This is a genomic window from Rhodococcus sp. OK519, assembly GCF_003051005.1.
Taxonomy (GTDB): domain Bacteria; phylum Actinomycetota; class Actinomycetes; order Mycobacteriales; family Mycobacteriaceae; genus Prescottella.
The window spans coordinates 1-24,126 of record NZ_QAOW01000006.1; the positions used below are offsets into that span (position 1 = coordinate 1).

25 protein-coding genes and 1 pseudogene are annotated in these 24,126 nt (G+C 67.6%); 16 read left to right on the forward strand and 10 right to left on the reverse strand.

The genetic code is table 11. From position 1 onward, the window contains the following. Positions 1–91 (forward strand): annotated as a pseudogene (locus C8K36_RS25475) (superoxide dismutase); the annotation flags it as partial. A 244-nt stretch (positions 92–335) separates the two neighbouring features. On the opposite strand, the gene C8K36_RS16110 reads toward C8K36_RS25475, so the two are convergent. The 3 genes from C8K36_RS16110 to C8K36_RS16120 are packed head-to-tail and all read right to left on the reverse strand — an operon-like array spanning position 336 to position 3,564. Beyond that, positions 336–2,033: a CotH kinase family protein gene (locus C8K36_RS16110; protein WP_107985535.1), complete on the reverse strand. Its 1,698-nt coding sequence runs from the start codon at positions 2,031–2,033 to the stop codon at positions 336–338. Next, positions 2,033–2,710 (reverse strand): DUF4956 domain-containing protein, encoded by a 678-nt coding sequence (locus tag C8K36_RS16115; protein WP_107985536.1) that lies wholly within the window; start codon positions 2,708–2,710, stop codon positions 2,033–2,035. The genes C8K36_RS16110 and C8K36_RS16115 overlap by 1 nt, the downstream gene beginning before the upstream one ends. After that, positions 2,707–3,564 carry a polyphosphate polymerase domain-containing protein gene (locus C8K36_RS16120; protein ID WP_107985537.1) on the reverse strand — a complete coding sequence of 286 codons (858 nt, stop codon included), beginning with the start codon at positions 3,562–3,564 and terminating at the stop codon, positions 2,707–2,709. Before C8K36_RS16120 ends, C8K36_RS16115 begins: the two co-directional genes overlap by 4 nt. Before the next feature lie 124 nt (positions 3,565–3,688). Here C8K36_RS16120 and C8K36_RS16125 point away from each other — a divergent pair, with 124 nt between their 5' ends. From C8K36_RS16125 to C8K36_RS16175, 11 genes are all read left to right on the forward strand, one after another. Then, entirely contained in the window at positions 3,689–4,549 is an 861-nt protein-coding gene (locus C8K36_RS16125) for an SMP-30/gluconolactonase/LRE family protein (RefSeq protein ID WP_107985538.1), read from the forward strand. Between the two features lie 175 nt (positions 4,550–4,724). Next, positions 4,725–5,252 (forward strand): peptidase, encoded by a 528-nt coding sequence (locus C8K36_RS16130; RefSeq protein WP_107985539.1) that lies wholly within the window; start codon positions 4,725–4,727, stop codon positions 5,250–5,252. A 268-nt stretch (positions 5,253–5,520) separates the two neighbouring features. Continuing rightward, positions 5,521–6,225 (forward strand): TMEM165/GDT1 family protein, encoded by a 705-nt coding sequence (locus C8K36_RS16135; protein WP_107985540.1) that lies wholly within the window; start codon positions 5,521–5,523, stop codon positions 6,223–6,225. Positions 6,226–6,234: 9 nt separating this feature from the next. Next, on the forward strand, positions 6,235–6,720 hold the full coding sequence (locus C8K36_RS16140) for an FABP family protein (RefSeq protein WP_107985541.1): 486 nt from the start codon (positions 6,235–6,237) through the stop codon (positions 6,718–6,720). Positions 6,721–6,928: 208 nt separating this feature from the next. Next, positions 6,929–7,765 (forward strand): alpha/beta fold hydrolase, encoded by an 837-nt coding sequence (locus C8K36_RS16145; RefSeq protein WP_107985542.1) that lies wholly within the window; start codon positions 6,929–6,931, stop codon positions 7,763–7,765. Between the two features lie 33 nt (positions 7,766–7,798). Next, positions 7,799–8,962, forward strand: coding sequence for an acyl-CoA dehydrogenase (locus tag C8K36_RS16150; RefSeq protein ID WP_107985543.1), 1,164 nt, complete (start codon positions 7,799–7,801; stop codon positions 8,960–8,962). A gap of 26 nt (positions 8,963–8,988) precedes the next feature. Then, the gene (locus tag C8K36_RS16155; RefSeq protein ID WP_107985544.1) at positions 8,989–9,870 is read left to right on the forward strand and encodes a VOC family protein; all 882 of its coding nucleotides are present in this window, start codon (positions 8,989–8,991) and stop codon (positions 9,868–9,870) included. Further along, positions 9,867–11,351, forward strand: a complete 1,485-nt coding sequence (locus tag C8K36_RS16160) for an MFS transporter (RefSeq protein ID WP_181319598.1) — start codon at positions 9,867–9,869, stop codon at positions 11,349–11,351. Before C8K36_RS16155 ends, C8K36_RS16160 begins: the two co-directional genes overlap by 4 nt. 73 nt (positions 11,352–11,424) lie before the next feature. Then, a complete protein-coding gene (locus tag C8K36_RS16165; protein WP_107985780.1) occupies positions 11,425–12,186 on the forward strand; it encodes a TetR/AcrR family transcriptional regulator in 762 nt (253 codons plus the stop codon). Positions 12,187–12,240: 54 nt separating this feature from the next. Continuing rightward, the gene (locus C8K36_RS16170) at positions 12,241–13,659 is read left to right on the forward strand and encodes an amidase (RefSeq protein ID WP_107985546.1); all 1,419 of its coding nucleotides are present in this window, start codon (positions 12,241–12,243) and stop codon (positions 13,657–13,659) included. A gap of 193 nt (positions 13,660–13,852) precedes the next feature. Next, complete coding sequence (locus C8K36_RS16175) at positions 13,853–14,398, forward strand: hypothetical protein (RefSeq protein WP_107985547.1); 546 nt, start codon at positions 13,853–13,855, stop codon at positions 14,396–14,398. A gap of 24 nt (positions 14,399–14,422) precedes the next feature. On the opposite strand, the gene C8K36_RS25210 is transcribed toward C8K36_RS16175, so the two are convergent. After that, positions 14,423–14,830 carry a PadR family transcriptional regulator gene (locus tag C8K36_RS25210; RefSeq protein WP_258195447.1) on the reverse strand — a complete coding sequence of 136 codons (408 nt, stop codon included), beginning with the start codon at positions 14,828–14,830 and terminating at the stop codon, positions 14,423–14,425. 11 nt (positions 14,831–14,841) lie between these two features. Next, positions 14,842–15,024, reverse strand: coding sequence for a hypothetical protein (locus C8K36_RS25215; protein ID WP_258195448.1), 183 nt, complete (start codon positions 15,022–15,024; stop codon positions 14,842–14,844). A 261-nt stretch (positions 15,025–15,285) separates the two neighbouring features. Here C8K36_RS25215 and C8K36_RS16185 point away from each other — a divergent pair, with 261 nt between their 5' ends. Both C8K36_RS16185 and C8K36_RS16190 read left to right on the forward strand, forming a co-directional pair. Then, positions 15,286–15,780 carry a DUF3558 domain-containing protein gene (locus tag C8K36_RS16185; RefSeq protein ID WP_258195449.1) on the forward strand — a complete coding sequence of 165 codons (495 nt, stop codon included), beginning with the start codon at positions 15,286–15,288 and terminating at the stop codon, positions 15,778–15,780. 84 nt (positions 15,781–15,864) lie between these two features. Then, on the forward strand, positions 15,865–16,164 hold the full coding sequence (locus tag C8K36_RS16190) for a hypothetical protein (protein ID WP_258195450.1): 300 nt from the start codon (positions 15,865–15,867) through the stop codon (positions 16,162–16,164). On the opposite strand, the gene C8K36_RS16195 is transcribed toward C8K36_RS16190, so the two are convergent. From C8K36_RS16195 to C8K36_RS16205, 3 genes are all read right to left on the reverse strand, one after another. Continuing rightward, the gene (locus tag C8K36_RS16195; RefSeq protein ID WP_107985551.1) at positions 16,139–16,750 is read right to left on the reverse strand and encodes a TIGR03086 family metal-binding protein; all 612 of its coding nucleotides are present in this window, start codon (positions 16,748–16,750) and stop codon (positions 16,139–16,141) included. The genes C8K36_RS16190 and C8K36_RS16195 overlap by 26 nt on opposite strands. Positions 16,751–16,820: 70 nt before the next feature. Beyond that, positions 16,821–17,453, reverse strand: coding sequence for a DUF6308 family protein (locus tag C8K36_RS16200; protein ID WP_181319599.1), 633 nt, complete (start codon positions 17,451–17,453; stop codon positions 16,821–16,823). A gap of 1 nt (position 17,454) precedes the next feature. Next, entirely contained in the window at positions 17,455–18,036 is a 582-nt protein-coding gene (locus C8K36_RS16205) for a hypothetical protein (RefSeq protein WP_107985553.1), read from the reverse strand. 158 nt (positions 18,037–18,194) lie between these two features. Between C8K36_RS16205 and C8K36_RS24570 the strand changes: the two genes are divergently transcribed. Both C8K36_RS24570 and C8K36_RS16235 read left to right on the forward strand, forming a co-directional pair. Continuing rightward, positions 18,195–20,801, forward strand: coding sequence for a hypothetical protein (locus tag C8K36_RS24570; protein WP_146176500.1), 2,607 nt, complete (start codon positions 18,195–18,197; stop codon positions 20,799–20,801). A gap of 121 nt (positions 20,802–20,922) precedes the next feature. Further along, a complete protein-coding gene (locus tag C8K36_RS16235; RefSeq protein WP_107985559.1) occupies positions 20,923–21,690 on the forward strand; it encodes an SDR family NAD(P)-dependent oxidoreductase in 768 nt (255 codons plus the stop codon). Positions 21,691–21,711: 21 nt separating this feature from the next. Here C8K36_RS16235 and C8K36_RS16240 read toward each other — a convergent pair whose 3' ends face one another. Further along, positions 21,712–22,221 carry a pyridoxamine 5'-phosphate oxidase family protein gene (locus tag C8K36_RS16240; RefSeq protein ID WP_107985560.1) on the reverse strand — a complete coding sequence of 170 codons (510 nt, stop codon included), beginning with the start codon at positions 22,219–22,221 and terminating at the stop codon, positions 21,712–21,714. 195 nt (positions 22,222–22,416) lie between these two features. After that, positions 22,417–24,012: a TM0106 family RecB-like putative nuclease gene (locus tag C8K36_RS16245; RefSeq protein ID WP_107985561.1), complete on the reverse strand. Its 1,596-nt coding sequence runs from the start codon at positions 24,010–24,012 to the stop codon at positions 22,417–22,419. Positions 24,013–24,126: the final 114 nt, after the last annotated feature.

The window sequence follows — 24,126 nt, forward strand, 5'->3', positions numbered from 1 at the left end:
CGCCTTCTGGAACATCGTCAACTGGAACGACGTCACCGACCGCTTCACCAAGGCACGCACCCAGACCGCCGGACTCATCGTCCCCGCCTGATCCGACGCGCGCGAGCGCTCCGGAACGCCTGACGGCGCCGCCCCCGATCACTCGGGGTGCGGCGCCGTCGTCATTCCCTGCGCCACTCCTCAGTCCTGCCCCCCAGTCCTGCGCCGCTCCCCAGTCCCGCCCCCCTCCCCAGTCCCGCCCCCGCGTTTTGCGCACTTATCGCGAGTTTCCGTCGTGGGGAACCGCGACAAGTGCGCAAAACGCGGGAGGAGCGGAAGGGGCGGGGGGCGGGGGGTCATCCCGCGGTGATCACCGCGTCGTCGGAGAGGGCGTCGGTGCGGGCCTGTAGTCGCGTCCGCATCGTCTCGACCTGCTGCACGAGCGCGTCCGCGGTGAGTCCGTCGCTGGTCGGCACGGACGCGGCGATGTCGTCGAGCACCTCGACAGCGCGCCCGCTCGCGAACAACTGCGCGTACAGGTCGCGGTAGGCGTTCTCGTAGACCTCGGTGAACGCGCCGGACGCCAGGAAACGTTCCTTCAGTGCGTTTCCGCTGCGCATCCCGCCGCCACCCATCGCCCGGCCGCCCTCCTTTGGCGTTTCGGTTTGCCGCTGCGCTCCGGCATGCTGCTGTCCACGGCCCTGCGGAGGCCCACCCGCCCGCATTCCACGCTGCTGCGGCTGACCTGCCGTGTCGCCCGTGGCGGCGGGAGGCCCACCCATGCCTCCACCCATGCCGATCGAATCATGGGGCCCTGCAGTGGAGTTCGACGACAACGCAAGGTTCAGATCCCACGACACCACCGACAGCTTCTTCGACCCCAGGCCGTACCAGAGGTAGTAGTTGCGGCCGGGCCCCGCCATGTCGTCGCTGTTGACGAGAAGGTTCTGGGTGGCGACGTAGCGGGCGAACGACTCGACGTCGACATGGTCCGCGAGATGCGCGGCGAACTCGTCGTCACTTGCGCCGTCCATCCACTTCAGGAAGCTGATGATCGGCTGCAGGTCTTGCGAGCCCTCACCGTTCACCTGAGTGAACTGGTCGGCGTACGTCGTCTGGTCGTCGCCCTGGTATGCGAACGACGAACTCGCGTCGGCCTTGTACAGCACACCGGGATTCTCGAACAACGAGTTGGCATAGCCGTCGTCGGGGTGCTCGAGCAACAGACGCGTCTGCGTCGCACCGCCGTTCACGGAATAGGTCGCGTAGCTGTAGCGCTGCGTCGCCTGCCCCGACTCCGCGGTGAGCGACAGTGCCGTCGCTTCGTTCAGCACAGGGGACCCCGGACGCACCGACAGTTCCGTCATGCCCTGGTACGCCCGGCCTTCGACGTACTTGTCGAAGCGGATCAGCAGCGGCAGTGACGTCGGGTCGTCCGCGGACAGCGAGACCATGCCACCCGGCCCACCTCCCCCGCCGAAGCCGGTTGCGGCACCGTCCGGGGCCGTGGTTCCCTCCGGAAGTTGTCCCCCGTAAGGCATTTCCATACCGTCCGGCAGTTCCATGCCCTCCGGCAGTTCCATACCCTCCGGTGGCTGCAAGCCCTCCGGCCGTTCACCGTCGGGGCCGCCCATCCCGCCTCGCAGTCCGCTGAGCGTCGAGTTGCCCTTGAGTCGCACACCGACGTCGGTGATCAGCGTGCCGTCGACGGTGATGTCGGCGGTGATCCACTCCTTCTCGCCCTCGTCCTGGTATGCGGCGATCATGCGGTCGTAGTCCGATTGGGAGAACGCGAGATTCACCGAATGGTCCTGATCCGTTTCGAAGAAGTCGACGGTGCCGGCGACATTCTCGGTGATGTCGGACGCTATGACGCTCGCGTTGCCGGTGATGTAGGGACGCACCCGGGTCGACCCGAACACCGTCGCGGCGACGAGGACGAACGCGCAGAACACGGCGACGATCGGCCAGTGCTGCCGCAGCGATACCGGAACCCGGTGGCGCAGCCTCCGCCGCGGCGGACGGCCTGTGCCGGAACCTGTCTCGGCCGTCATCAGATGTCGGTCTGGTCGTATCCGGTCAGGACCGTGACGCGCTGACCGGCGTTGACCTCGCTGAGCGCGGCGATCAACTCGGCCGGCTTCTTTCCGGACTTCAGCTGTGCGGTGTAGTACAGCTCGGTGAGGGCGCCGGCCCGGACGGATTCGGTGCTGACGAGTTCGAACTCCTTGGCGAACTGGACCAGGATGTCCTCCACCACCGCGGTGTAGCCGGGCTCCGGCGGCACCTGAACCTTGACGACCTGACGCTGGACGTCGAGCTTGAACCAGTTGAACCGACTCATCAGCACCAGCACCAGGCAGATCGCGACGGTCGCGGCGATCGCGAGGACGTAGAACCGGGTGCCCGTCGTCATACCGATCGCCATGACGAGAAAGATGAAGCCTACGTCGCGAGTCTCCTTGATGGCGTTGCGGAATCGCACCACCGACAGCGCGCCGACGAGCGCGAAGGCCCGAGCGATGTTGGAGCCGACCACCAGCATGATGAGGCTGATGACCATGCCGACCATCACGAGGGTCTGCACGTAGGACTGGCTGTAGGACACGTTCTTGTGGGTCAGTCGGTAGACCCAGCCGATGATCGCGGACAGCACGAACGACAGTGACAGCGAGATGACGATGTCGAAGGTCGAGAAGGTGCCGCTGAGATCCTGTAGATCGAAGTTCATCGGGTTCCTGTCGGGACGAGCTGATCATCGAACATGTCAGCGGTGGTGAATGATTCGGGGATCCCGTGCATACGGGAACGCGGTGCGAGGCCGAACGCCTCGACGCTCTGGCAGTACTTGGATACGCGAACCACCGACATGTCCAGTCGGGCCGTGAGATCGGTGACCCAGTACGGAACCCGCTCGTTGGCCTTGATCTCGACGATGCACAGATGCGGCGGAATGATGAAGCGATTCTCCGACTTCGACGCGAAGTGGAAGTCCCTGTCGCGACCGTGCACTCGATGGTCGATCGTCACGCGCAGACCCAGATCGGCCTCGGTGCCGACGAACGCCTCCCGCAGGTAGCCGGTGGTGACGGTCGGGACCAGTTCGAGGTTGCCGACGAGAGTGGACACTTCGTTGACGAAGGCACGCTGCCCGTCGTCGTGTTCGATCATCCGGCGCTCGTCGCACAGCGAGCGGGCGTCGGCGTACGGCAACCGGATGCGGCGCTTCTGCGTCACCCGGTTGACCCTCTGTTTGATCTCGACGTACACCGGGGTCTCGTCCGTCGCCTCGGCCGGACGGCCGTACAGCCGGACGCGCAGTTTGCGCCGGAAGCGGAGTCCCTCGATCTTCTCCCAGTAGAACCGCAGGTTCCGGGTGTCGTAGTAGAGGCTGGTGACGGGGTAGCCGCCCACCGGGCTGAACTCGTCGGCCGCCATGTGGGCGGCGAGGGCCTCCCGAAGTCGCGGCACGTCCCGTTCGTGCGCCAGGTACTTGATCTCGTACCTGTTGAACGCGTGCAGCGAACTGGCCGTTCGGAGATAGCCGGAGGGCGCGTCGGTTCCGCGCGGCGCGGGTGATGACATGGCGGTGCAGCCTTTCTCTCGAAGTCTGCACCAGTTCAGTGGGTGAACCTCGAGTGAACCTCGAGTGAACCTGGGAGGTTCCTCCAACTCGTCGAGCAAGCGTTCACTGGATAGGGTTACGGCTATGACGGACATCACAATCGACACCATCGCCACTGGCCTGGCCTTTCCCGAATGCCCGCGGTGGCGGGACGGCCGCCTGTGGTTCTCCGACATCTACCGCGGAGTCGTCCTGCGACTGGACCCCGCCACCGGAGAACTCGAGCGCGTCGTAGAGGTGCCGGGCCAGCCTGCCGGCCTGGGATTCCTTCCCGGCGGCGACCTCGTTGTCGCATCGGTCGAGGAACGCAGGATCTACCGTCTCGGCAGCGACGGCACACTGAGCCCGCACGCGGACCTCCACGGCATCGCCACCTGGCACCTCAACGACATGGCGGTGGACGACGCCGGACGGACCTACATCGGCAACTACGGCGATGCCAGCGCGCCGCCGGAGCCGCCGTTCCCGGCCGATCTGGCGATGGTCGAGGCCGACGGCTCCGCCCACGTCGTGGCGACCGAGATGATGTTCGCGAACGGCATGGCGATCACCCCGGACGGGTCGACGCTGATCGTCGCAGAGACACGTGCGACGCCGGCGCGCCTGTCCGCGTTCACGATCGAACCGGACGGCAGCCTCGTGAACCGCCGAGCGCTCATCGAATTCGGCGATCCGCGGGTCATGCCCGACGGCATTGCGCTGGATGCCGAGGGGTCCGTCTGGGTGGCGTCACCTTTCAGCGAGGAAGTGATCCGGGTGAGTGCCGACGGCGCAATACTCGATCGCATCCCGGTACCGCACCCGTACGCGGTGGCGCTCGGCGGCGCCGACGGGCGCGATCTGTTCGTCTGCACCGCCGACACCTGGGTTCCGGAGGACGCGATCCGGATCGGCGGCGGCGCGATCCGGCGCGTGCGGGTCGCGGTGCCCGGCGCCGGGTTCTGACCCTCCCCCGCCCCTGTCCTACTGGCACTCGGGACCCCTTGTGTGCCAGTAGGACAGGGGCGCATGCTCGTACTACCCAACGAGGTGTGAACGACGCGCGCCGGGCGGGCCCGACCATCGGGTCCGCTCGGCGCTCCCGTCGTCGAAACACTCGCGCGGGAGAATCGAGGCCGAGATGAACGAGAACGATTTCGTCGGAATCGCGCCGTTCCACGCCTTCGGAGACCTTCGGGGATTCGTGATCTCCGGACGCTGGCCGGACACCACGCGGGAATGGGCGCAGTTGCTGGCCCTCGCGGTCCGGATCGCGTCGCTGCCGGGCCTGCTACCCACGTCCACGGTGTTCGGTGCCAGGGAAGAACTTCCCGACGATCCCGCGCCGGGAACGGTCGGTTTGATCATCGCCGAAGGACCGGTCCTCGGCGAGTCCGCGGTGGCGCCGGGGCGCTTCGCCCAGCGCCAGCCGCCCGCGCTGATGATGCTGCATCCGCCCGCCGAGACGGTCCCGTCGCTTCCTGAGTGCGTGGGCGCGGCATCGGGGTGCCTGCTACTGCCGGGCCTCCCGCACCTCGGGCTCGAGCATCGGGCAGCGTGGGTGGAGGCAGAGGCGGACGGCACTGTCACATCGATGATTTCGCGCGTCGGAATCGATCCGATCAGCGATCCCGACACCGCAGTTCTGGCCATGCTGCTCGCGGCGTGACTACCCAAGGAAGAGAAAAGTTCGGGAATCCAAACTTATTGTGGCCTTTGCACTTTGGATGAATCCGGGTTATCGTTTCCTCAGCGAAGGGGAGTAGCCCCCAATCGTTGGGTCGACATACTGGCCGACACCTCGCGTGTCCGCCCGGCTCAGCGAACCGGTCCTGTACCGGTGGGCGAGACCTTCGGCCTTCGAGCGCACCGCGTTCGGGGCCGGAGGAAGGTTTCCCGACATCCTCCGAAAGCGAGAAATACGGAGGAGGTTCCACGTGCTGGCCGCAATGCTGCTGAGTTTCGGCGTCATCTTCGTCGCCGAACTGGGCGACAAGTCCCAACTCATGGCGATGACGTTCGCCCTGCGCTACCGCTGGTGGGTGGTGATCGCGGGCATCACCGTCGCCACCACCGTCGTGCACCTCGTCTCGGTCGGTGTCGGCCACTTCCTCGGTGCGTCACTACCCACCACCGCCATCTCGATCGTCGGCGGAATCGCATTCGTGGTCTTCGGTCTGTGGACGCTGCGCGGCGACAGCCTGTCGGACGAGGAGGAGAACAAGGCCCGGAAAGTCACCGGATCTGCATTCCTGGCCGTCGCGTCGGCGTTCTTCCTCGCCGAACTCGGCGACAAGACCATGCTCGCCACCATCACCCTTGCCGCCGACAACGACTGGGTCGGTGTGTGGATCGGGTCGACGGTCGGCATGGTCGCGGCCGACGCCCTCGCGATCGTCGTCGGCGCACTACTCGGCAAGCACCTTCCCGAGGCCTTCGTGCGAATCGGGGCCGCGGTGCTGTTCTTCGCCTTCGGCGCATGGCTCGTACTCGAGGGCCTCTTCCCCGAGAGCCCCGCCGGGCCGATCACCGCGGGTGCGTTGGTGACAGTCGCAGCTGCGGGCGCGGGCGTCCGGCGCATCGTGGTGGGACGCAAGACACCCGCACCCGTCGAACAGGTCGACCCCACCCGCACTTCCTAGACTGGCGGCATGGATCAGACGCAGCCCGACCTGCTCGCACCCCTCGGCGAACTCGCCGCCTTCGCCGGACGATGGACGGGCGGCGGCTCCGGCCACTACCCCACGATCGACGACTTCAGCTACGACGAGGAGATCGAGCTCTCGCCCAGCGGAAAGCCGTTCCTGTTCTACCGGTCCCGCACCCGCAAGCCGGGCGGCGGCATGCCGATGCACACCGAGACCGGCTATCTGCGCCTCGCCGGCGACACTGTCGAACTTCTGGTGACGCAACCCACCGGGTTCGTCGAAATCCACCGCGCCACCCTCTCCGACGGCGTCCTCGGCTTCACCGCGCACGCCCTGAATGCCTCCCCGGATGCCAAGCCGGTCCACCAGATCCGCCGCCGCTTCGAGCTCCTCGAGGACGGTGCCGCGCTCGCGTACGACATGTGGATGGCATTCGACACCACGCCCATGACGCACCACCTGCGTGCGGAGCTGCGCCGCGCGAACTGAACTCGCGCGGCCGTCACGCCTCCATCGTTCCCCTGTCCCGCCCACTGGGAATCTCGAGACACACGTCACTCAATCAATTGATTGAGTGGCCGAAGGGCCGTAGGCTCACCGCCCAACACCCGCACACAGATTTTCCGGGTCTCGTTCGGGCCCAAAGCTTCCGAATCTGCGCACGGGTACGCCCACCACACCGCGAGATAGGACCACGATGGAGATCCTCGACTACGCCGGCACCACCCGCGGACCCTCCGCATCGGACAAGCTGCACTACCACGAGGCCGGCGAGGGCCACCCCCTCGTGCTGCTGCACGGATCCGGACCCGGCGTGTCCGGCTGGTCGAACTTCTCGAAGAACCTGCCGGTCTTCGCGCGCAACTTCCGAACGATCGTCGTCGACATGCCCAGCTTCGGTGCGAGCCCCGACATGGCGTACGACCGCCCGTACCCGGAGATCGCCGCCCAGTCGATCGTCACACTGCTCGACGACCTCGGCATCGAGAAGACTCACCTGCTGGGAAATTCGATGGGCGGCTGGGTCGCCCTCGAAACGGCCGCGCTCGCGCCCGAGCGGGTAGAGCGGATGGCCCTGATGGGCCCCGGCGGCCTGTACGCCCCACTGCTCGGTCCGATGATGAGCGAGGGCGCGCGCCGCCTAAGCGCCTTCCTGACGGACCCGACCCGCGAGGCGCTCGAGGCGTGGGTGGACTCGATGGTCTACGACCCGGCGACCATCACCCCGCAATTGCTCGACGAGCGCTGGACCAACGCCACCGCGCCGCGCGCGATCGAACGCATGCGGGCGGTCATGGCATCGCTCGCACTGCCGGGCAAGGCACCGTTGTGGGCGCGCACCGACGAGATTCCGCACAAGACCCTCGTCACGTGGGGTCGCGACGATCGCATGCTGCCACCCGACGGCGCCCTCTTCGCGCTGCGCCGGATGCCGAAGGCCGACCTGCACATTCTCGGCGAGTGCGGGCACTGGGCGCAGGTGGAGCGCAAGCACGACTTCGAATCTCTCGTGACCGACTTCCTCACTCGCTGATCCGGCACCCGCCGGCGAAAGGAGCTTTCACACATGCTTTTCCAGCACGATGCGATCGACACTGTCCTTGCCGCCGAGGACCGCCTGCGGGCACTCGAGACCGACTGCACCGAGGAGCGTCGGCTCACCGCGGACACCGCCAAGATCCTGCGCGACGCAGGAATCATGCGACTCATCCAGCCAAAGCGATACGGCGGCTTCGAAGCTCACCCCGGCGTGTTCAACGCAGCTGTGTACGAGATCGCGCGACTGTCGAGTTCCGCCGGCTGGGTTACCGGCGTCGTCGGCGTCCACTCGTGGCACCTCGGCCTGTTTCCGGACCGAGCGCAGCGGGATGTGTGGGGCGACAACCCCGATGCGTGGATCAGTTCGTCCTACAGCCCGGCCGGCACCGCTCGGATCGTCCCCGGCGGGTACGAACTGACTGGGCGCTGGGGCTTCTCGTCGGGTAGCGACCACTGTGACTGGGTGTTCGTCGGTGCGATGGTCGCCGACGAGGACGGCCGCCGCACCGGTCAGCACGTCCACCTGCTGCTTCCCCGCTCGGACTACACGATCGACGACGTCTGGTTCACGTCCGGCCTGGCCGGCACCGGCAGCAACGACATCGTTGTCGACGGCGCGTTCGTGCCCGAGCATCGCGTGCACGACGTTGCCGACCTGTACACCGAGCGCTACCCCGGCAACGAAGTCAACACCGCCCCGCTCTTCCGTCTCCCGTGGTACACCCTGTTCGTCAATGCCGTCGTCGTGCCCCTGGTGGGCATGTCCCGCCGCGTGCTCGACGAGGCGGTGGGAATCCACAAGTCCCGCTTGGCAGTCGACGCCACCAAACTGCCACACCCGGCGACGCTCGCCCGCCTGACCCAGGCGGACTTCGAGGTCGATACCGCGTACCGGATCCTGCAGGCCGACCTCGCCGACGCCTTCGCGGCGGCCGAACGCGGCGAGCAGGTCTCGATGCCGATCCGGCAGCGCACCAAGCGCGATCACATCGCCGCGGTCGGCTTGGCAGTCTCGGCCGCCGACAAGGCGTACCAGGTGGGTGGACCGCGCTCGATTTCGTCGTCGAACGCGCTGCAAGCGGTGTGGCGAGACGTCCATGCCGGCCAGCATCATGCGATCAACCTGCCCGACAAGGTCGAGCACGAGTACGGCCAATACCTGCTCACCGGCGACCCCGGCACCCTCTACTGATCACCCGACCGATCCGAGGAGACGCAATGCCTGTTCTCTCGTTGGGATACCTGCGCCTGGGCGTCGAGTCCACCGCGCAGTGGAAGAGCTTCGCGGACGACTTCCTGGGCATGATGCCCGTCGACGGCCCCCTTTCCGGTGCCCTGCACTACCGGATGGACGACTACCCGCCTCGCCTCGTGGTGGCCGAGTCCGCCGCACCCGGACTCGACGCCGTGGGCTTCGAAGTCCTCGATCGCTCCGACCTGCGGGAAATCGTGGGGCGGGTCGAGGCCGCGGGCGTCGAGACCCACGCCGGCAGCGCCGAGGAATGCGCCCTACGTCAGGTCACCGGGTTCGCCGCATTCGACGACCCGTCCGGCAACCGCGTGGAACTGTTCTACGGACCGGTGCTCAGTCACCGTCCCGTCGACCTGCCCCACGTGTCCGGGTTCGTCACCGGCGACCAGGGCATGGGTCACGTCATCCTGAACGCCACGGACACCGAGGCCGCGTACGAGTTCTACGTCGGCGTACTGGGATTCGTCGAGCGCAACTCACTGCAGCTCCCGGGCGGGATCAGCTACTTCCTGGGCTGCAATCCGCGGCAGCACACCCTGGGGCTCAATCCTGCCGACGGTCCGGCGCTGCTCCACTTCATGATCGAGACGGAGTCGATCGACGACGTCGGCAAGGCGCTGGACCGCGCCGAGACCCTCGGTATTCCGATGATGCAGTCGCTCGGCAAGCACACCAACGACCGGATGCTCTCGTTCTACGTCTATTCCCCCGAGGGGCATGCAACCGAGATCGGTTGGGGTGGTGAACGAATCGAGGGTGCAGCACCGACGTACCGAATCACGGAAGGCGCGATCTGGGGGCACCGCTACACTCCGCCGCCCGCGGGCGCCAAGGGTCTTCCGCGGTGACGGGCACACTCGACGGCGGGGCGCCGGTCGGCACCCCGCCGGTGGCGGTCGACACCGACGCCGGCACTCATCGGTGGACTCCGCGACTGGTCACGATCCTGGTCGTGTTGATCCTCGTCTCCGAGATCATCCCGGTCTCCGCGGTTCTCGCCGGAACGGCGCTGCCCGCCATCGCCGCTGAGTACGCGACCACCCAGGCCGGCTGGACCATGACGATCTCGTTCCTCACGGCGAGCATCGCGATGCCGTTGGTGGGCAAGCTCGCCGACATGTACGGCAAGAAGCGTCTGCTGATGATCGTGCTCACCGTGACCTTGGTCGGCTCGGTGTTGTCGTCGATCGCCTCGAGCTTCTCGATGTTTCTGGTCGGCCGGGCTCTGCAGGGCGCGATCTTCTCGGTCGCGTTCCTGTGTTACTCGCTCATCCGGGACGTGTTCCCGGCGAGGATCGTTCCGTTCGCGGTCAGCGTCACCGTGACCGGCACCGGCGTCGTCGTCGTGCTGCAGCCGTTCCTGGCGGGCTGGCTGATCGACAACCACGGTGTCGCGGGCGCGTTCTGGTTCGTGACGGCGCTGACAGCGGCGCTGGGAGTTGCTGCGCTGCTGGTGGTTCCGGAGTCACCGGTGCGGGCAGCGGATTCACGCCCCGATCTGCTGGGCGCCTTCCTGCTGGGCAGCGCGGCCGCGTCGGTCCTGGTCGCTGTGAGCTCGGCGCCGCAGTGGGGCTGGACCAGTGAAGCGACCGTCGGCCTGCTGGTACTCGGCTGTGTGCTGTTCGCGACATGGATCGTGCAGGCCGGACGGACCCCGGAACCGCTCATAGACCTGCGTCAGCTGCGGCGTCCGGCGCTGCTGTACACCGTGCTCTCGTCGGGCCTGGTGTACGGCGTCGGCACCACGACCAGTTCCATTCTCGCGATCATGGCGATGACACCTCGGGAGGCGGGCGTCGACTACGGGTTCGGCATGACCGCGAGCGAGTTCGCCGTGTTCGGTGTCGTGAACGGCATCGGCATCGTGCTCGGTGGCCTGATCGTCGGCGTCACCGCGCGCCGGACCGGGGCCAAGGTGCACATGATCGCGGCGGCCGTTGTCATCGCCGCCGCCGTGCTGACGATGGGCTTCGGGCGCGGCGAGGAACTGGTCGTGCTGATCGCGGCCGGACTCGTCAACCTGGGAACCGGCCTGGCCGGTGCGGCCATCCCCAACCTGGTCATCGCGGCGGTACCGCCGGACAACCAGGTGGTCAGCTCGAGCCTCGCGGAAGTGAGCCGCACACTGCTGGCCGGTGTCGGCACGACGCTGGTGTTCGTCATGCTCAATGCCAACGTTCGGACGGCGGTGGATGGCGTGCCCGTGTACTCGGGGGGCGGATTCATGTGGGCGTACAGTCTGGTCGCCGCATGTGCGGTGGTCGGTGGCGTCGCGGCAGCGTTCCTACCTCGCCGATTGGGTGCCGCAGAGCAAGCGCTTCGTCGGTGAGTCGGCGGGGCGGCCGCTGCTAGCCTCGTCTGGTACACGATCGATACGAAATACCTGAACAAAAGGAGTGAGCGTGGCGTCTCCGGGCCGGCGCGAGGTGATCCTGATCGAATCGGCGCGCCTGTTCTCCGATCGCGGCATCGCGGCAACGACGATCCGTGAGATCGGTGAGGCAGTGGGCCTGAACTCCGGAACGCTCTACCACTACTTCCGGTCCAAGGACGCGATCGTCTCGGAGATCCTGGTCAGCTTCCTGGCCGATCTGGTGGACCGGTACCGCTCAGTCGTCGACGAACCCGAGGACGCGCGGTCCCGCCTCGTTCGAATCGTCCGTGCCTCCCTCGAAGTTGCGGACATGCATCCCTACGCGACGGAGATCTACCAGAACGAGATCGCGAACCTCGGCTCTCTGCCTCGCTATTCGGAGATCGCCGACGCCGTCGAGGCCTCGCACGACGCCTGGTTCAGCGTGGTGGAGGACGGCGTTCGTGACGGCGAGTTCAACTCGGGTATAGATGTTTTCGAGTTCCAGCGGATGATGCGCGAGTGCGTGTTCATGTCGGTGCGGTGGCACCGCGAGACGCTCACCCGGGACATCGATTCACTCACCGAGATGCTCACACGGGTGTTCCTCAACGGCTTCGTTCCGCCGCCGTCGGGATCCTCCACGCCACGGCCCGCTCCCAAGCGCAAGCGGATCGTCAAGCAGGCAGTCGCGGTGGACCGCACGCCGCCCGAGGGCGCCTCCGAGGAGGCTCAGGACATCCGCTCGGAGCTGGATTCGCTGCGTTCCGAGCTTCGGGCAATACGCGAGGCCATCGCCGATCGTCGCTGACGGCGTCCGTCCCGACCTGTTCCCACCGGCGCATTCTCGTCCTACACTCCCGGAATGACCGGCGATCCACGAGTTCACACGTTCCGGGACGACGCCCTCGGCGACCTCGATGCGACAGGCGTCGCCGCCCGGATCGCGTCGGGGGAGGTGTCGGCGCGCGAAGCGGTGCAGGCCGCGCTCGAGCGCGCCGATCTCGTGCAGGGGCGACTGAACGGTATCCAGGTCCGCGACTTCGATCGCGCACTCCTGCAGGCCGAAGCGCCGCAGGCAGGTGTCTTTGCCGGTGTCCCCACCATCATCAAGGACAACGTCGACGTCGCGGGCCTGCCTACCGGGCAGGGCAGCACGGCGTTCACGCCGGAGCCCGCCCGCCGGGACAGCGCCTTCGTCGAGCAGTTCCTGTCGACGGGCGCCGTCCCGATCGGCAAGAGTCGACTACCGGAGTTCGGTTTCAGCGCATCGACCGAGTACGAACATGCCGATCCCGTGCGCAACCCGTGGAACCCCGAGTACTCGTCGGGCGCGTCGTCAGGCGGGTCGGCGGCATTGGTGGCGTCCGGCGCGCTCCCCTTCGCGCACGCCAACGACGGCGGCGGCTCCATCCGAATCCCCGCTGCTGCTTGTGGACTGGTCGGCCTCAAGCCGACCCGCGGCCGCACCGTCGCCGACGCGACGGACAAGACGATGCCGATCCGCATCGTCACGCAGGGCGTGGTCACCCGCTCGGTGCGGGACTCGGCGCGGTTCTACGCGGACGCCGAACGCTATTACCGAAACCCCAAGCTGTCGCCGATCCGGCTCGTCGAGGGTCCCGGATCGGCGCGGCTGCGGATCGGGGTGATCGTCGACTCCGTGACGGGCGTACCCACCGACGACGAGACGCGGAAGTCGGTGCAGGCCACCGCCGATCTGCTCGACTCCCTCGGTCACCACGTGGAGGAGGCCGCGCTGCCGGTGGACACCGGGTTCATGAACGACTTCAAGCTCTACTGGGGTTTCCTGTCCTTCGCGGTCCTGTCCGGCGGCAAACGCATGTTCGGGCCGTCGTTCGATCGGGCCGGTACCGACAACCTCAGCCGCGGTCTCGACGCCCTCTACCGCCGGCACCTGGCCCAGACACCGCGCATGCTCTACCGACTGCATCGCAGTGCCCGCACGTACGCACGCATGTTCCAGACGTACGACGTGGTCCTGTCTCCCGTCGTGAGCCACACGACCCCGAAGATCGGCTATCTTTCCCCCGCACAGGATTTCGACACCCTCCTCGATCGGCTGGTGAACTACGCGGCGTTCACACCGCTCAACAATGCCTCGGGCGGGCCCGCAATCTCCCTTCCGCTGCACCGCACATCGACGGGTCTGCCGCTCGCGTCGCACTTCTCGGCCGATCACGGTGACGAGCGCACGCTCCTCGAGCTGGCCCTCGAACTCGAGGCCGCCAAGCCCTGGGCACGGATCCAGGATCCGGACTGACCTGCCGGTCGGGAACCCCCGGCACAGTCTCGGGCCGGGGGCGTACCCTCAGTTCCCGTCGGTCGCGGTCGGGAGGTTACGGGAGGGGTTGTTGCGAAATGTGTCTCGCCGAGTCCGGCTGTAGCGCAACCGTGAGCGTCGAATTTCGGGCCGTTGCGGACTCGATCACTTTGCAGGGGAGAACGGTTCGCTGATGTTCTGGTCTTCCTCGCTCCGCGTCCAGGGCTCGCCCACGCTCTCACACCTCGATCTCGAGCTGCTGGACTCGTTTCGGTTCCCCGACGGCGCCGGTTTTCCGGAGTCCTATCGCAGCTTCGTTCGCAGTCTCGGCTGGGGCAGGCTGTTCGGCCTGTGGCTCGTCTACCCGCCGGTACTCGAGGGCTACGCCGACGGCTGGCAGGCCAGGAGCCGCATCCTGACCGAGCGCCTGCGCGAGGCGTACATCGACGGTCGGGCCGAGGAGTTCGACTGGATGGTCGAACCGGACGGCGACTGGTCGCTGGTCGATTCGCTGCAGGTCTTCGCGTTCAGCGAGAACGGGGATGTCCTGCTGTGGGATACCGCGACTCGGGACGAGCACGGCGAGTTCCCGGTGTACTGCTCGCAGCGAATGAATTCGCTGCGGCTGCTCGGACCGTCACTGGATGTGGCGGCGCCGGTGCTGCGCGCCGAAGCGGCGGAGTTGTTCAGCAAGAACGAGTTCGACCTCGAACCGCTCGACGCGCAGCGCCTCTCGTGACCGGGTGGCCGATCACGCTGGTGCTCATGACTCCGTGACAGTGCCGTCGGCGCTGTCCTGGTCGTCGCCGGCCAAGATCAGGTACAGCGCGCGCCTGGCGTCGGTGAGCACCTTCTCGGCAGCGGCGAGTTGTGCGGCGTTTCCGGACATCTGGACCTGTCGGGCCGCGCCGTGCAGATCGTGCAGGGGCGCGCGCAGATCCGGGCCCGATCCCGCAAAGGCGAACGGGTCGCCCCAGGATTCGGCGTTGTTCTCGATGAACTCGCGTCCCGTGTCGGTGAGGGTGACGAGTTTGCGTCCACCCTCCGCGGTGGTCTGCACCAGACCCTCGTCCTCCAACTGCTGGAGCGTCGGGTAGATCGCACCGGCGCTCGGGCGCCAGGCGCCGTTGGTGCGATCGGCGATGGTCTGCATCAATTGATAGCCGTACATCGAGTCCTCCTTCAGGAGGAGCAGGACGGCCGCGCGGACGTCGCCGCGACCTGCGCGACGCGGTCCACCGCGCCCTCGAGGTCCACCGCGCCCTCGAGGTCCGCCGTGGCCACGTCCGCCGCGCATTCCGCGCTCGCGCGGATCCTCGCCGTCGAACGGACGGTGATGGCGACGCTGCCGACCCATTTCCTCACCCCACGCGGGGTGTCCGTGCATCTGTTCCGGCCCTCGCCGGTGGTTCATGTTCCTCATCGGTTTCTCCTATTCATCGTTGACCGACACACTCACGATATATCGTGATCGTATCTTTGAAAAGGGTGGTGTGAGTCACTGGCGCTCCCGGGTGGGCCTTTCACTGGAACCGGGTGCGGTCCCGCTGCGTCTGATCCAATGAGCGAGTCGTCTGGGCGAATCGAGGGGGAAACGTGAGGTCGTGGGGTGTTGCTGTTCTCGTAGTGGCCAGTGTCGTGGGACTGGCCGGCTGCGGTTCGACGAGCGTCGAGGGGCAGGCGGAGACGACCAGGTCTGAGGCCGGGGAGCCGATCTTCGATCCGTGCAGCATTCCGGACGAGGTGTTGCGGGCGGCGGGGGCCGATCCGGCCACTGAGTCGCGGGACATCCTCGGCGTCAAACAACCCGGCTGGAAGCTTTGCGATTGGGGAGGCGACGGAACAGCGATCACCGTCTTCGCCACCGCACAGGCGCTCAGCGAGATTCAGGCGAATGACCGCTTTACCAGCTTCATGTCGATCGACCTCGACGATCGCGAGGCGTTCACCTTTCGTGAGGTGACCGACAAGCGCAACGAGTACTGCGATGTCGTTTTCGCTGCCGGAACGGACACCGTGATGATCAAGTCGGGCTACTTCGCCGGAAGGACACCTGCCGAGGGTCCGTGTCCGCTCGCGATTCGGAACGCCCGGATCCTCGCTCCCTCGATTCCCGACTGACAGGCGGTGGTCTCGATAAACGGCAATTTGTGGAGTGAACTCGGCGCACGAGCAGAGGCTGGCGAGCTCTATCTCGAACCCGATGTGGCACAGAAGTGTGCACAACGCTGTGCCGAACTTGTCGCAGAACTCGATCAAATCAAGCGTGGGGCAACGGGTCTGACCCGCATCGACGGCCTCGGCCACCTGCCCTCCGGCGTCGCGCTGGCCCGCAAGTTCGAGCAGAAGGCGTCGGGCGGCGACTACCCGCTGGATCAGGCTCTTGCCGACCACATCATCGTCGTCGAGGAGATGCAGTCGGTGTTCGAGAAGATCGCGGCGAACTATTCCGCCGCCGAGGAGTCGAACACGCAGTCCGTCAACGCAATCGATCGTGGCCGCTGATCTCGTCCGACGACCAGAGCGGGTCACGGCCCGCATAGCCGAGGAGCCTGTCGAGGTCGGGTGCGTCTGCCGAGACCGGAACCACCGGCCCGTAGAGGCCCTCTCGGGCGGCTTCCTCTCCGGGAATGGACATCTCCGCCGCAAACTCGAGGCTCGCCTTCACGCTGGCGGGATCGGATTCGAAGGACTGGCCCGTGGCGCGCGCGAGGTCCCACCCGTGCAGGACCAGTTCGTCGATCGCGACCGCGCCCATCAGGGCCGCGGGCATGGTCACTCCCCCGGCCTCGGCCTCGCCCACCCAAGCGTCGGGTCGGCGCCACGCCACGACCAGTGCGTCGAGCTGGTCGGTCAGCCGGCCCTGCCAGCTGGCCGGCAGTTGCGGCGGCCGACCGGAGCCGTCACCGGGGAACGGCTCCTTTCGTGCCGCAGCGGTGAATGCGCCGGTCAGCTCGAGAAGATGGCGCAACAGGTCGTCGACCGTCCACTCCGAGCACGGCGTCGGGAGATCGAGATACTCCTCGCGAACACCCTCCGCCAGCCGCGCCACCTGGTCTGCCGCCGATCCCAGATCATGTTCGACCGCCATGCGCGTCTCCGTTCATCGAAGGTCGTCTCACAGGTATCGACCGGGCGGAGGCGCGAAACTCATCGCGACGTCAGCGCGGATCCTTGAGTTGCATCCAGGCGAGGACCGTGAGGATCCGTAGAGCAGGAACCGACTCGTCCAACTCGGCCTGCTCCCGGAGCGACACGAGCCTGCGGTGCAGGTCGCCGTCGTCTGCCCGCAGCGCGTCCCGTATCGGTTCGAGGTGTGCCTGTTTGGTCCCGAGCACCTCGCCGATCGCACGGTCGTAGATCGGAAGCAGTCGCGGCCGCTTACGGGCGATCAGCTTCGACGCAACGGTGCGCCCGATGCTCGGGACCGTCCACAGCGCGGAGTCGAGCCGACCTACAGGCGAATCGGGCGTCAGCTCGCCGGTCTCGTCGACGAGGTCGCGGTCGGGACCGACCTCGACGAGCAGACGGGCGAACTCGTCGCCTCGCTCCCTCAGCAGAATCTGCGCGCCGTCCGGTGACACCTCCACCGACAGCATGGTGACCGCGACGAGGTCGTCGGCCGTGAAGACATTCACGTCCTGCACACGGGTGCCGGTCGAGTCCCACGTGTCCCATCGGGCACCGCTGCGAAGGTACCCGGTCTTGACAAGCGGTTCGGTGAAGTAGCGCCGGAGGACCGCGACGGCAGCATCGTCGCCGCCGGCAAGGACCTTCGGGAGCTGAATCACCATGTCAGGCATCCTCTTCCATCGCATCGAGGACGAACTGGGCGAACGCACGGTTATGGAACTGCGCGTAGGGTCCGCGGCCCTTGCCGACCAGTCGCTCGGCAAGCGGGCGGATCGTCGTCTCGTCCAGCGGCAGTGCGAAGAACTGCTCGTCGGCGCCCTCCTCGGAAAGGAAGAAGTCGATCAACACACCGTCGCCGTCCGCCGGAGCGAGGTCCGTCTTCTTGAAGCGCAGCAACGGGTTTGACAGCGTCAGACCATCGAGGCTGTAGCCGGTCGCGCGCTGCAGCGCGGACAGCGACGTGTACAGCACGGTCCGGAAGTCGACTGTCTCCCCGTTCTCCGTGTACCGCTCCACGTAGAGGACTTCCATCGGTCCGATGTTGAGCGTGAAGAGACGTTCGCGCTCATCGGTCTTGTTCGTCGCCGGCAGGCAGGCGATGGTCCACTTGTCCACCTCGCCCGATGCGGGATCGTCGAATGCCGACGCGAGATACCCCGCGACCAGGTCGACGACCACGTCGAAGAAGGGATCCGTGCGCAGCAGTTCGAAGTTTTCCCGAGTAGCGGCCGGGTTGATCTCCATGTTCACAGTTCGATCCTGCACGCCGACGTCGGCGAACGGGAAATCGAATCCACCACTCGACGGCGGTCCCGCCCGCACCTGCGCTTCGTCGCCGCTAGATTCTGACCACGTGCTCCAGCGCCGAGTTCTTGTGTGTCTGACACCGGGAGGGATCCAGAATGGTTCGTGAGGCGGTGGGTCGAGCCCGCGAAATGCTCGCGGCAGGCGACCAGGAACACGCGCACCGAATTCTGATGCTGACGCTGGACGCCCAACGCGCAGCCACCGATGACGGCGAGGCGATTGCGATAGCGGAGGCGACCGGCATGCTCGTCCGGTTGGAGGCGCCCCTCGAACCGCGCGACGTCGTCCAACGCCTTCTCGCGAGAATGGACGAACTGACGGAAGGCCTCGACGCCGACGCCGTTCGGGAGGCGCGCGCGTTCGCCGAACTCGAGGCGATCGAGTGGGTCCACCAGCACGAACCTGACGACGCCGTGGTGCTGGTCGATGTGATGCGCGCGGCGGAATCTCTCGTGTCACGACTCGATGGGAACGCCCGACCGCTCGGCGTGCGGCAGGCACGAGCGGAAGCCATGTACACGGCGGCGGTCCTGCAGGAACGCCTGGGCCAGGCCCCCCGTCGGGTGGCGGTCGGACTCGAGACGCTGGCGCTGACTCTCACGTCGGAATCCGACGAGCGGTTGCGCCATCTCCGCGTTGCGGCCCTCCATCAGGCCGCCCGCATCCGTTACGACAGCGGAGACGATCCCGAGTCGGCTGTCGCGCTGATGCGCCGGGTCGTCGACGAAGCCGCGTCTCTCCCGTCGGCGCGTCCGCTCGTGCATGCGGCGTCGCTACGCCTTGTCGACCACGACATCGGTCTCGGTGTGCCGGGGACGACGGCGATCGCGCACGGCCTGCGCGTCCTGGGCCTGCCCGTCGAAGCGGACTTCGAGACCGTGTCCGAACAGGCCCGACATCTCGACCGTGTGCTGGACCGCCTCCCCGACTCCGAGCGCGACCTCGTCGCCGCCCGGCACACCACGACCTTGGTGGACCGATACGCCACCTGTCCGTCCGCGCCCGCTCGTGAGGCCATCCTGTGGTGGGTGCTCACGCGCACTCGCGAGCCAGCCGCGACAACCCCTGCCGAGCATCGGCTCCTCGTTCACACCGACCACGCGTTCGCCTCCGACACCGACGCGGCCACGGCGCCCGCTCGCGTTCGTGTGGCGGCACGCGTCGCCGAGACGACATCGCGCTTCGGGGACCCCGAAAGCGCCGTGCGTCTCTACGAGCAGCTCGACGAACGCTTCCGCCGGCATGCGCACGACGCGCGTCTCGTCGTGCCGCTCGCGTTGGCAACCGTCGACCGGGCACTGCGACTCTGCGACATCGGCCGACGCGCCGACGCTCTGCGCGTCCTGGCGGAGATGCCGCCCCGATACGCCCCCGCGATCGACGTACCCGGTATCCCGGCCGCCATCGCCCAAGCCATGTATTGGCGAGGACGCTTTCTGCGGGAGGCGGGCGATCTCGCCGCGTCCCGACGTGTCGTCAGCGAGTGCGTCGAGGACGCTGCCTCTGTCTCCGACCCGGACGTGCGCCTGTGGGCCGCGAACGCACTCTTCTCGGTGTGGCAGTCTCCCGAGCTGGGCAAAGACGAGATCGACCACGCGTTAGAGCGATTCGCTGGTCTTTTCGCCGACGAGCGCGACGTTCGCATCCGCCGTCTGGACGCGCGGCGACGCCTCCTGGAGTCGACCCGTGCCGCCGAACGCGGCGACAGGCAGGTCGCGGCTGCCCTACTGCAAGGCCTGGTGACGACTTACGGAAACAGCGACGATCCGGACCTCCGCGACACCGTGGAGCTTGCGGTCGAGAATCAGAAGATCATCGCGATCTCGTCCCCTGTCGATGGCGGATCGACCTCTGCCGGCGGGGCCCGCTATCGCGAATTGCGGGAGCGACTGCTCCGAGCCGACGACGCCATCGACGAGGGACGGCGCGCAGATGCCGAGACGCTGCTGAGAGCGGTCGCCGCCGACACCGGGGCGGACTCCGACCCGAACGTCGTCATGCTCGGGCTCGCGGCGACGGACGTGCTCGGGGGGATTCTGCTCGACGCCGGGCGGTGGGAGGAGCTCGTCGCCGTCGCCCGCAGCGCCGCGTTGCGCCGTCCGGGTCTCGACACCCGGGCGAGCCGGGTGCAGGCGCGAGGTCACCTGCGCCTCGGCATCGCGCTCGGCCGGTTGGGAGACCAGCGTGCGGCGATCGCGGCGTACGAAGCGCTCGACCGGCTCGCCGACCGATCGACCGACGGCGACATCGTGGACGCCCGCGAGGTGGCGGCCTACAACCGCGCCGTTCTCATCGACGATCTGGGCGACCCCATCGCTGCAATCGCCGCCTACGACCACGCACTCGCTGTCCACGAGCGCTCCGTCGATTCACCCGGGCGTCGGCTCCGCCGCGTCAAGTGCCTGCGCAACAAGGCGCTGCTGCTGTCGGGCCTGGGCCGCCTCCCGGAGGCGACCGGCGTCCATCGACTGGTCCTGGACATCGCCTCCGCTGCCCCCGACACCGCGGTCGCGGAGCGGGGCCGCAAGTCCGCATTCGACCTGGCGGCCGGCTACACGCAACTGGGCCATCATCGAGCAGCAGCGGACCTTTACGCCTGGATGCGGTCGGCCCACCACCTCGATTTCTCCCGACCCGAACTCGCATGCATCAAGAGCGCTGCGGGCAAGGCGGTCCGTGCCGCCCGACGCGCACAACAGTGACCTCCCCGGTCGGAGGATTTCCCGCGGATCGGCGCGCACACCCGGGCGACGCCCCGCGACCACGTTATGGTGCAGATCACACGGCCGACCGTGGGTCGACCCGGAGCGAAGGGGAACCGCAGTGGAAATCCAGGGAACCGCGGCACTGATCACCGGCGCAGCCTCCGGGCTGGGGGCCGCCACCGCCAAGCGCTTCGCCGACGCGGGTGCCACCGTGTTCGGCCTGGACCTGGCCCAGTCCATCGAGCGTGCGGGCGACAACGCACCGGCCGGTGTCACGTTCATTCCTACCGATGTGACGAGCGAGGCCGAGGTGCAGGCGGCGATCGATCAGATCACCGCGTCCAAGGTTCCGCTGCGCACCGTCGTCAACTGCGCCGGCGTCGGCTGGGCCGGCCGCATCCTGTCGAAGAACGGCCCGCACGACCTCGAGTTGTTCCGCACCGTGATCACCGTCAACCTGCTGGGCACGTTCAACGTGATGCGCCTGGCGGCCAACGCGATGCAGCACCTGCCCACCGTGGACAACTCCGGCCAGCGCGGCATCGTCATCAACACCGCGTCGGTCGCGGCGTTCGAGGGGCAGATCGGGCAGATCGCGTACACGGCGTCGAAGGGCGGTGTGCACGCCATGACGATCACCGCAGCGCGCGACCTCGCGCAGGTCGGCATCCGCGTCAACACCATCGCCCCCGGCACCATCGACACCCCGATGCTCGCGGGGGTCACCGACGAATACCGCAAGAACCTCGAGGCCGGCATCCCGTTCCCGTCCCGGCTCGGCAAGCCCGACGAGTACGCCCAGTTGGCGCAGTTCCTCGCCGAGCACGACTACCTCAACGGCGAGACCATCCGTATGGACGGCGCGCTGCGCATGGCACCGCGGTAGGAGCCCGAGGCCGCAAGGCGGTCAGAACCGCCAACGCGTCTGCGCGTAGACACCTTTCGCGAACGCCAGAACCGTGGACGGTTCGATGCGGAACACCGTGGCCGGTCCACCGACGGTGTTGACGAACCGCCCGCCCACGACGTCGAAGCTCCAGTCCGGCCCGTACTTCGCGCGGTACGCGTCGGCGACGCCGGTCAGCGACGCCGGATCCGAGATCCGTACCGCCCGCCCCTCGATGACGACGTCCAGTCCGGATCCGAGTGCGCTCGACCCCGTCGTCAGCACGATCGCGTCGGATCCGGAGAGGTTGCGCGCCTTCTGCTCGTCCGGACCGGTGCAGAAGTGCATGCGATCGTCGACCCGGACCGCGATCAGCGGCGTCACGTGCGGTCGGCCGTCGGCGCGCACGGTGGACAGCCAGAACACCTCGGCGGCGTCGAGCGTGGCCGTCACCTGCGCCCACGTGGAGGGCGGTGCGGACTCGTCACTGAAGCGGCGGTCGAGTTCGGCGGTGGGCAGCTGGGCGGTCATGGAGGTCTCCCGTCTCGTGGGGTGCTGTCACAGGTACAGACCCGGGCCCCGCGGAGAACTCATCGCGAGGCCCCCACCCGCCGCGACAAGTGCGCGAAACGCGGGGTCGGGGGCACGAAACGCGCGATAAGTGCGCAAAACGCGGGGTCGGGCGGGGAGACGGGCGGGTGACGGGGCGGGGAGGACGGGAGGCGTCTACAACTCCGACTCGTGCGGGATCTCGGAGACCGCCCGCTCACTCATCCACTCGCGCAGCACCTTGGTGGCGATGACGTCGTCCTCGTTGTACTCGAGGAGCCGCTGGCGCTGGGTGAGATCGGGGTCGCCGTCGTAGCCGACGGCCTCGCGGTACCAGCTCATGGACGCCTCGCCGTTGGCCTCCGCGTCGCGCCAATGGAAGCCGGCCACCGGGGCGATCTTCTTGAGCCCCTTGCCGTTCGGGCATACGAAGTTCTCGCCGACGGCCTGGTAGATGTCCACCCACTGCGGGCTGTCGATGAACTCGCGGATCGCGGCGACGGTGGGGATGCCCGGGGCGCCGGCGAAACGGCGGGCCGAGTCGAGCAGCCACTTGTCCTCGGCGGAACGCGAATAGCAGTAGGCGGCAAAGGTTTTGCCGACGGCCGCAGCGCCGGCCCGCTCGGCCATGAGCCACGTCCAGAACTCTGCGAACGAGCGCGCCTCGTCGACGGTGGGCACCGGGTCCCAACTCACGAACGGGCGATACACAGACGTTCCGGCGACGTTGAGCAACGTGCCCCACAGGTAGGCACCGTGCTCCTGGTAGCTCTCCATGTCGACGTCCACCTCGACATCGGCCCGGGTCACGGTCACCATCTGATGCCGGCGTACCAACGGCGCCTTCGCGATCCACGCCTTCGCGGTGACGAGGGTGTCGTGGAACGACGTGTGCGGCCAGTCCTCCGGCGCATCGCCCTCCCACGCGGCGAGTTGCTCGATGGTGCGCACCCCACGCTCGCGCAGTGCGTCGGCGCGCGATCCCGACGCCACCAGCGAGACGTCGTGGGCCGCCTCGAGCTTCTCCCGGCAGCCGGTCCACCACGGGCACGAGCGGCACTCGCCGATCTGCGACGGCACCGTCTCGATCTCGCCGCGGGCGACGGCGATCCGGTCGGCGAAGCGCTCGTCGTAGTCCCCGAGGACGGTGGACAGGTCGTGCACGAGCACGCAGTCGGCGCCGTAGCCGATCGCACCGCCGAGCAGAGCCGGGCTCGCCAGATCGTGCCGCTCGAGCATCCGATGCACCTGGGCGAGCCGCATCTGGTCGCGCAACTGGGCGCGGACCTTCCGCTTCTCGTCGACCTTCGGGGCCCACTCGAACAGGCCGGTCGTGGTGGCGCCGGTGCCCGGGTCGGTGACCTTGTGGTTGACGACGATGACGGGGATGTAGCCGCCGCGGTCGGCATCGCGCAGCAGGATCTCGACGCGCCCGCGCCGGCCGGTGTCCCGCTCGGAGGGCAGCACTGCGCCCCAGATCTTCTCGGCCCCGGCCCGGCACGCCTCGAGGGTGGCTCGGGCGCGCTGCCCGGCCGGTCCGTCGGGGGCGATCCGCACCCACGCGCCCGGGTCGGCGTCCATGAGCCGGACGCGGACCGCCTCGCGCTGCGCGGCCGCCGCCTCCTGACGCTGCTTGACTCCGGTGTTCTCGGGAGCCGCCGCCAGCAGGTCGGGGTAGGAGGCATCGAGATGGACGCGGTGGCGACACCGGGTCAGCGCACCGGGCTCGAGAAGCACGGGGGCGCCGTCACGCGGGCCGTTCGGGGAACACACGATGTGGAAGATTATGTGCTCACCTAGGGTAAAGCCGAAAGCGGCGGAGCCTAAACAAACACAGATAAGCTGTGAGACAGTCCGCCGCCGCGCCGAAACACCAGATGGAGGGGC

Bases quoted from the DNA above. Each gene is read 5' to 3' on its own strand.
- C8K36_RS16110 (WP_107985535.1), bottom strand. From the start codon at position 2,033: ATGACGGCCGAGACAGGTTCCGGCACAGGCCGTCCGCCGCGGCGGAGG.
- C8K36_RS16115 (WP_107985536.1), bottom strand. From the start codon at position 2,710: ATGAACTTCGATCTACAGGATCTCAGCGGCACCTTCTCGACCTTCGAC.
- C8K36_RS16120 (WP_107985537.1), bottom strand. From the start codon at position 3,564: ATGTCATCACCCGCGCCGCGCGGAACCGACGCGCCCTCCGGCTATCTC.
- C8K36_RS16125 (WP_107985538.1), top strand. From the start codon at position 3,689: ATGACGGACATCACAATCGACACCATCGCCACTGGCCTGGCCTTTCCC.
- C8K36_RS16130 (WP_107985539.1), top strand. From the start codon at position 4,725: ATGAACGAGAACGATTTCGTCGGAATCGCGCCGTTCCACGCCTTCGGA.
- C8K36_RS16140 (WP_107985541.1), top strand. From the start codon at position 6,235: ATGGATCAGACGCAGCCCGACCTGCTCGCACCCCTCGGCGAACTCGCC.
- C8K36_RS16145 (WP_107985542.1), top strand. From the start codon at position 6,929: ATGGAGATCCTCGACTACGCCGGCACCACCCGCGGACCCTCCGCATCG.
- C8K36_RS16150 (WP_107985543.1), top strand. From the start codon at position 7,799: ATGCTTTTCCAGCACGATGCGATCGACACTGTCCTTGCCGCCGAGGAC.
- C8K36_RS16155 (WP_107985544.1), top strand. From the start codon at position 8,989: ATGCCTGTTCTCTCGTTGGGATACCTGCGCCTGGGCGTCGAGTCCACC.
- C8K36_RS16170 (WP_107985546.1), top strand. From the start codon at position 12,241: ATGACCGGCGATCCACGAGTTCACACGTTCCGGGACGACGCCCTCGGC.
- C8K36_RS16175 (WP_107985547.1), top strand. From the start codon at position 13,853: ATGTTCTGGTCTTCCTCGCTCCGCGTCCAGGGCTCGCCCACGCTCTCA.
- C8K36_RS25210 (WP_258195447.1), bottom strand. From the start codon at position 14,830: ATGTACGGCTATCAATTGATGCAGACCATCGCCGATCGCACCAACGGC.
- C8K36_RS16195 (WP_107985551.1), bottom strand. From the start codon at position 16,750: ATGGCGGTCGAACATGATCTGGGATCGGCGGCAGACCAGGTGGCGCGG.
- C8K36_RS16200 (WP_181319599.1), bottom strand. From the start codon at position 17,453: ATGGTGATTCAGCTCCCGAAGGTCCTTGCCGGCGGCGACGATGCTGCC.
- C8K36_RS16205 (WP_107985553.1), bottom strand. From the start codon at position 18,036: ATGGAGATCAACCCGGCCGCTACTCGGGAAAACTTCGAACTGCTGCGC.
- C8K36_RS24570 (WP_146176500.1), top strand. From the start codon at position 18,195: ATGGTTCGTGAGGCGGTGGGTCGAGCCCGCGAAATGCTCGCGGCAGGC.
- C8K36_RS16240 (WP_107985560.1), bottom strand. From the start codon at position 22,221: ATGACCGCCCAGCTGCCCACCGCCGAACTCGACCGCCGCTTCAGTGAC.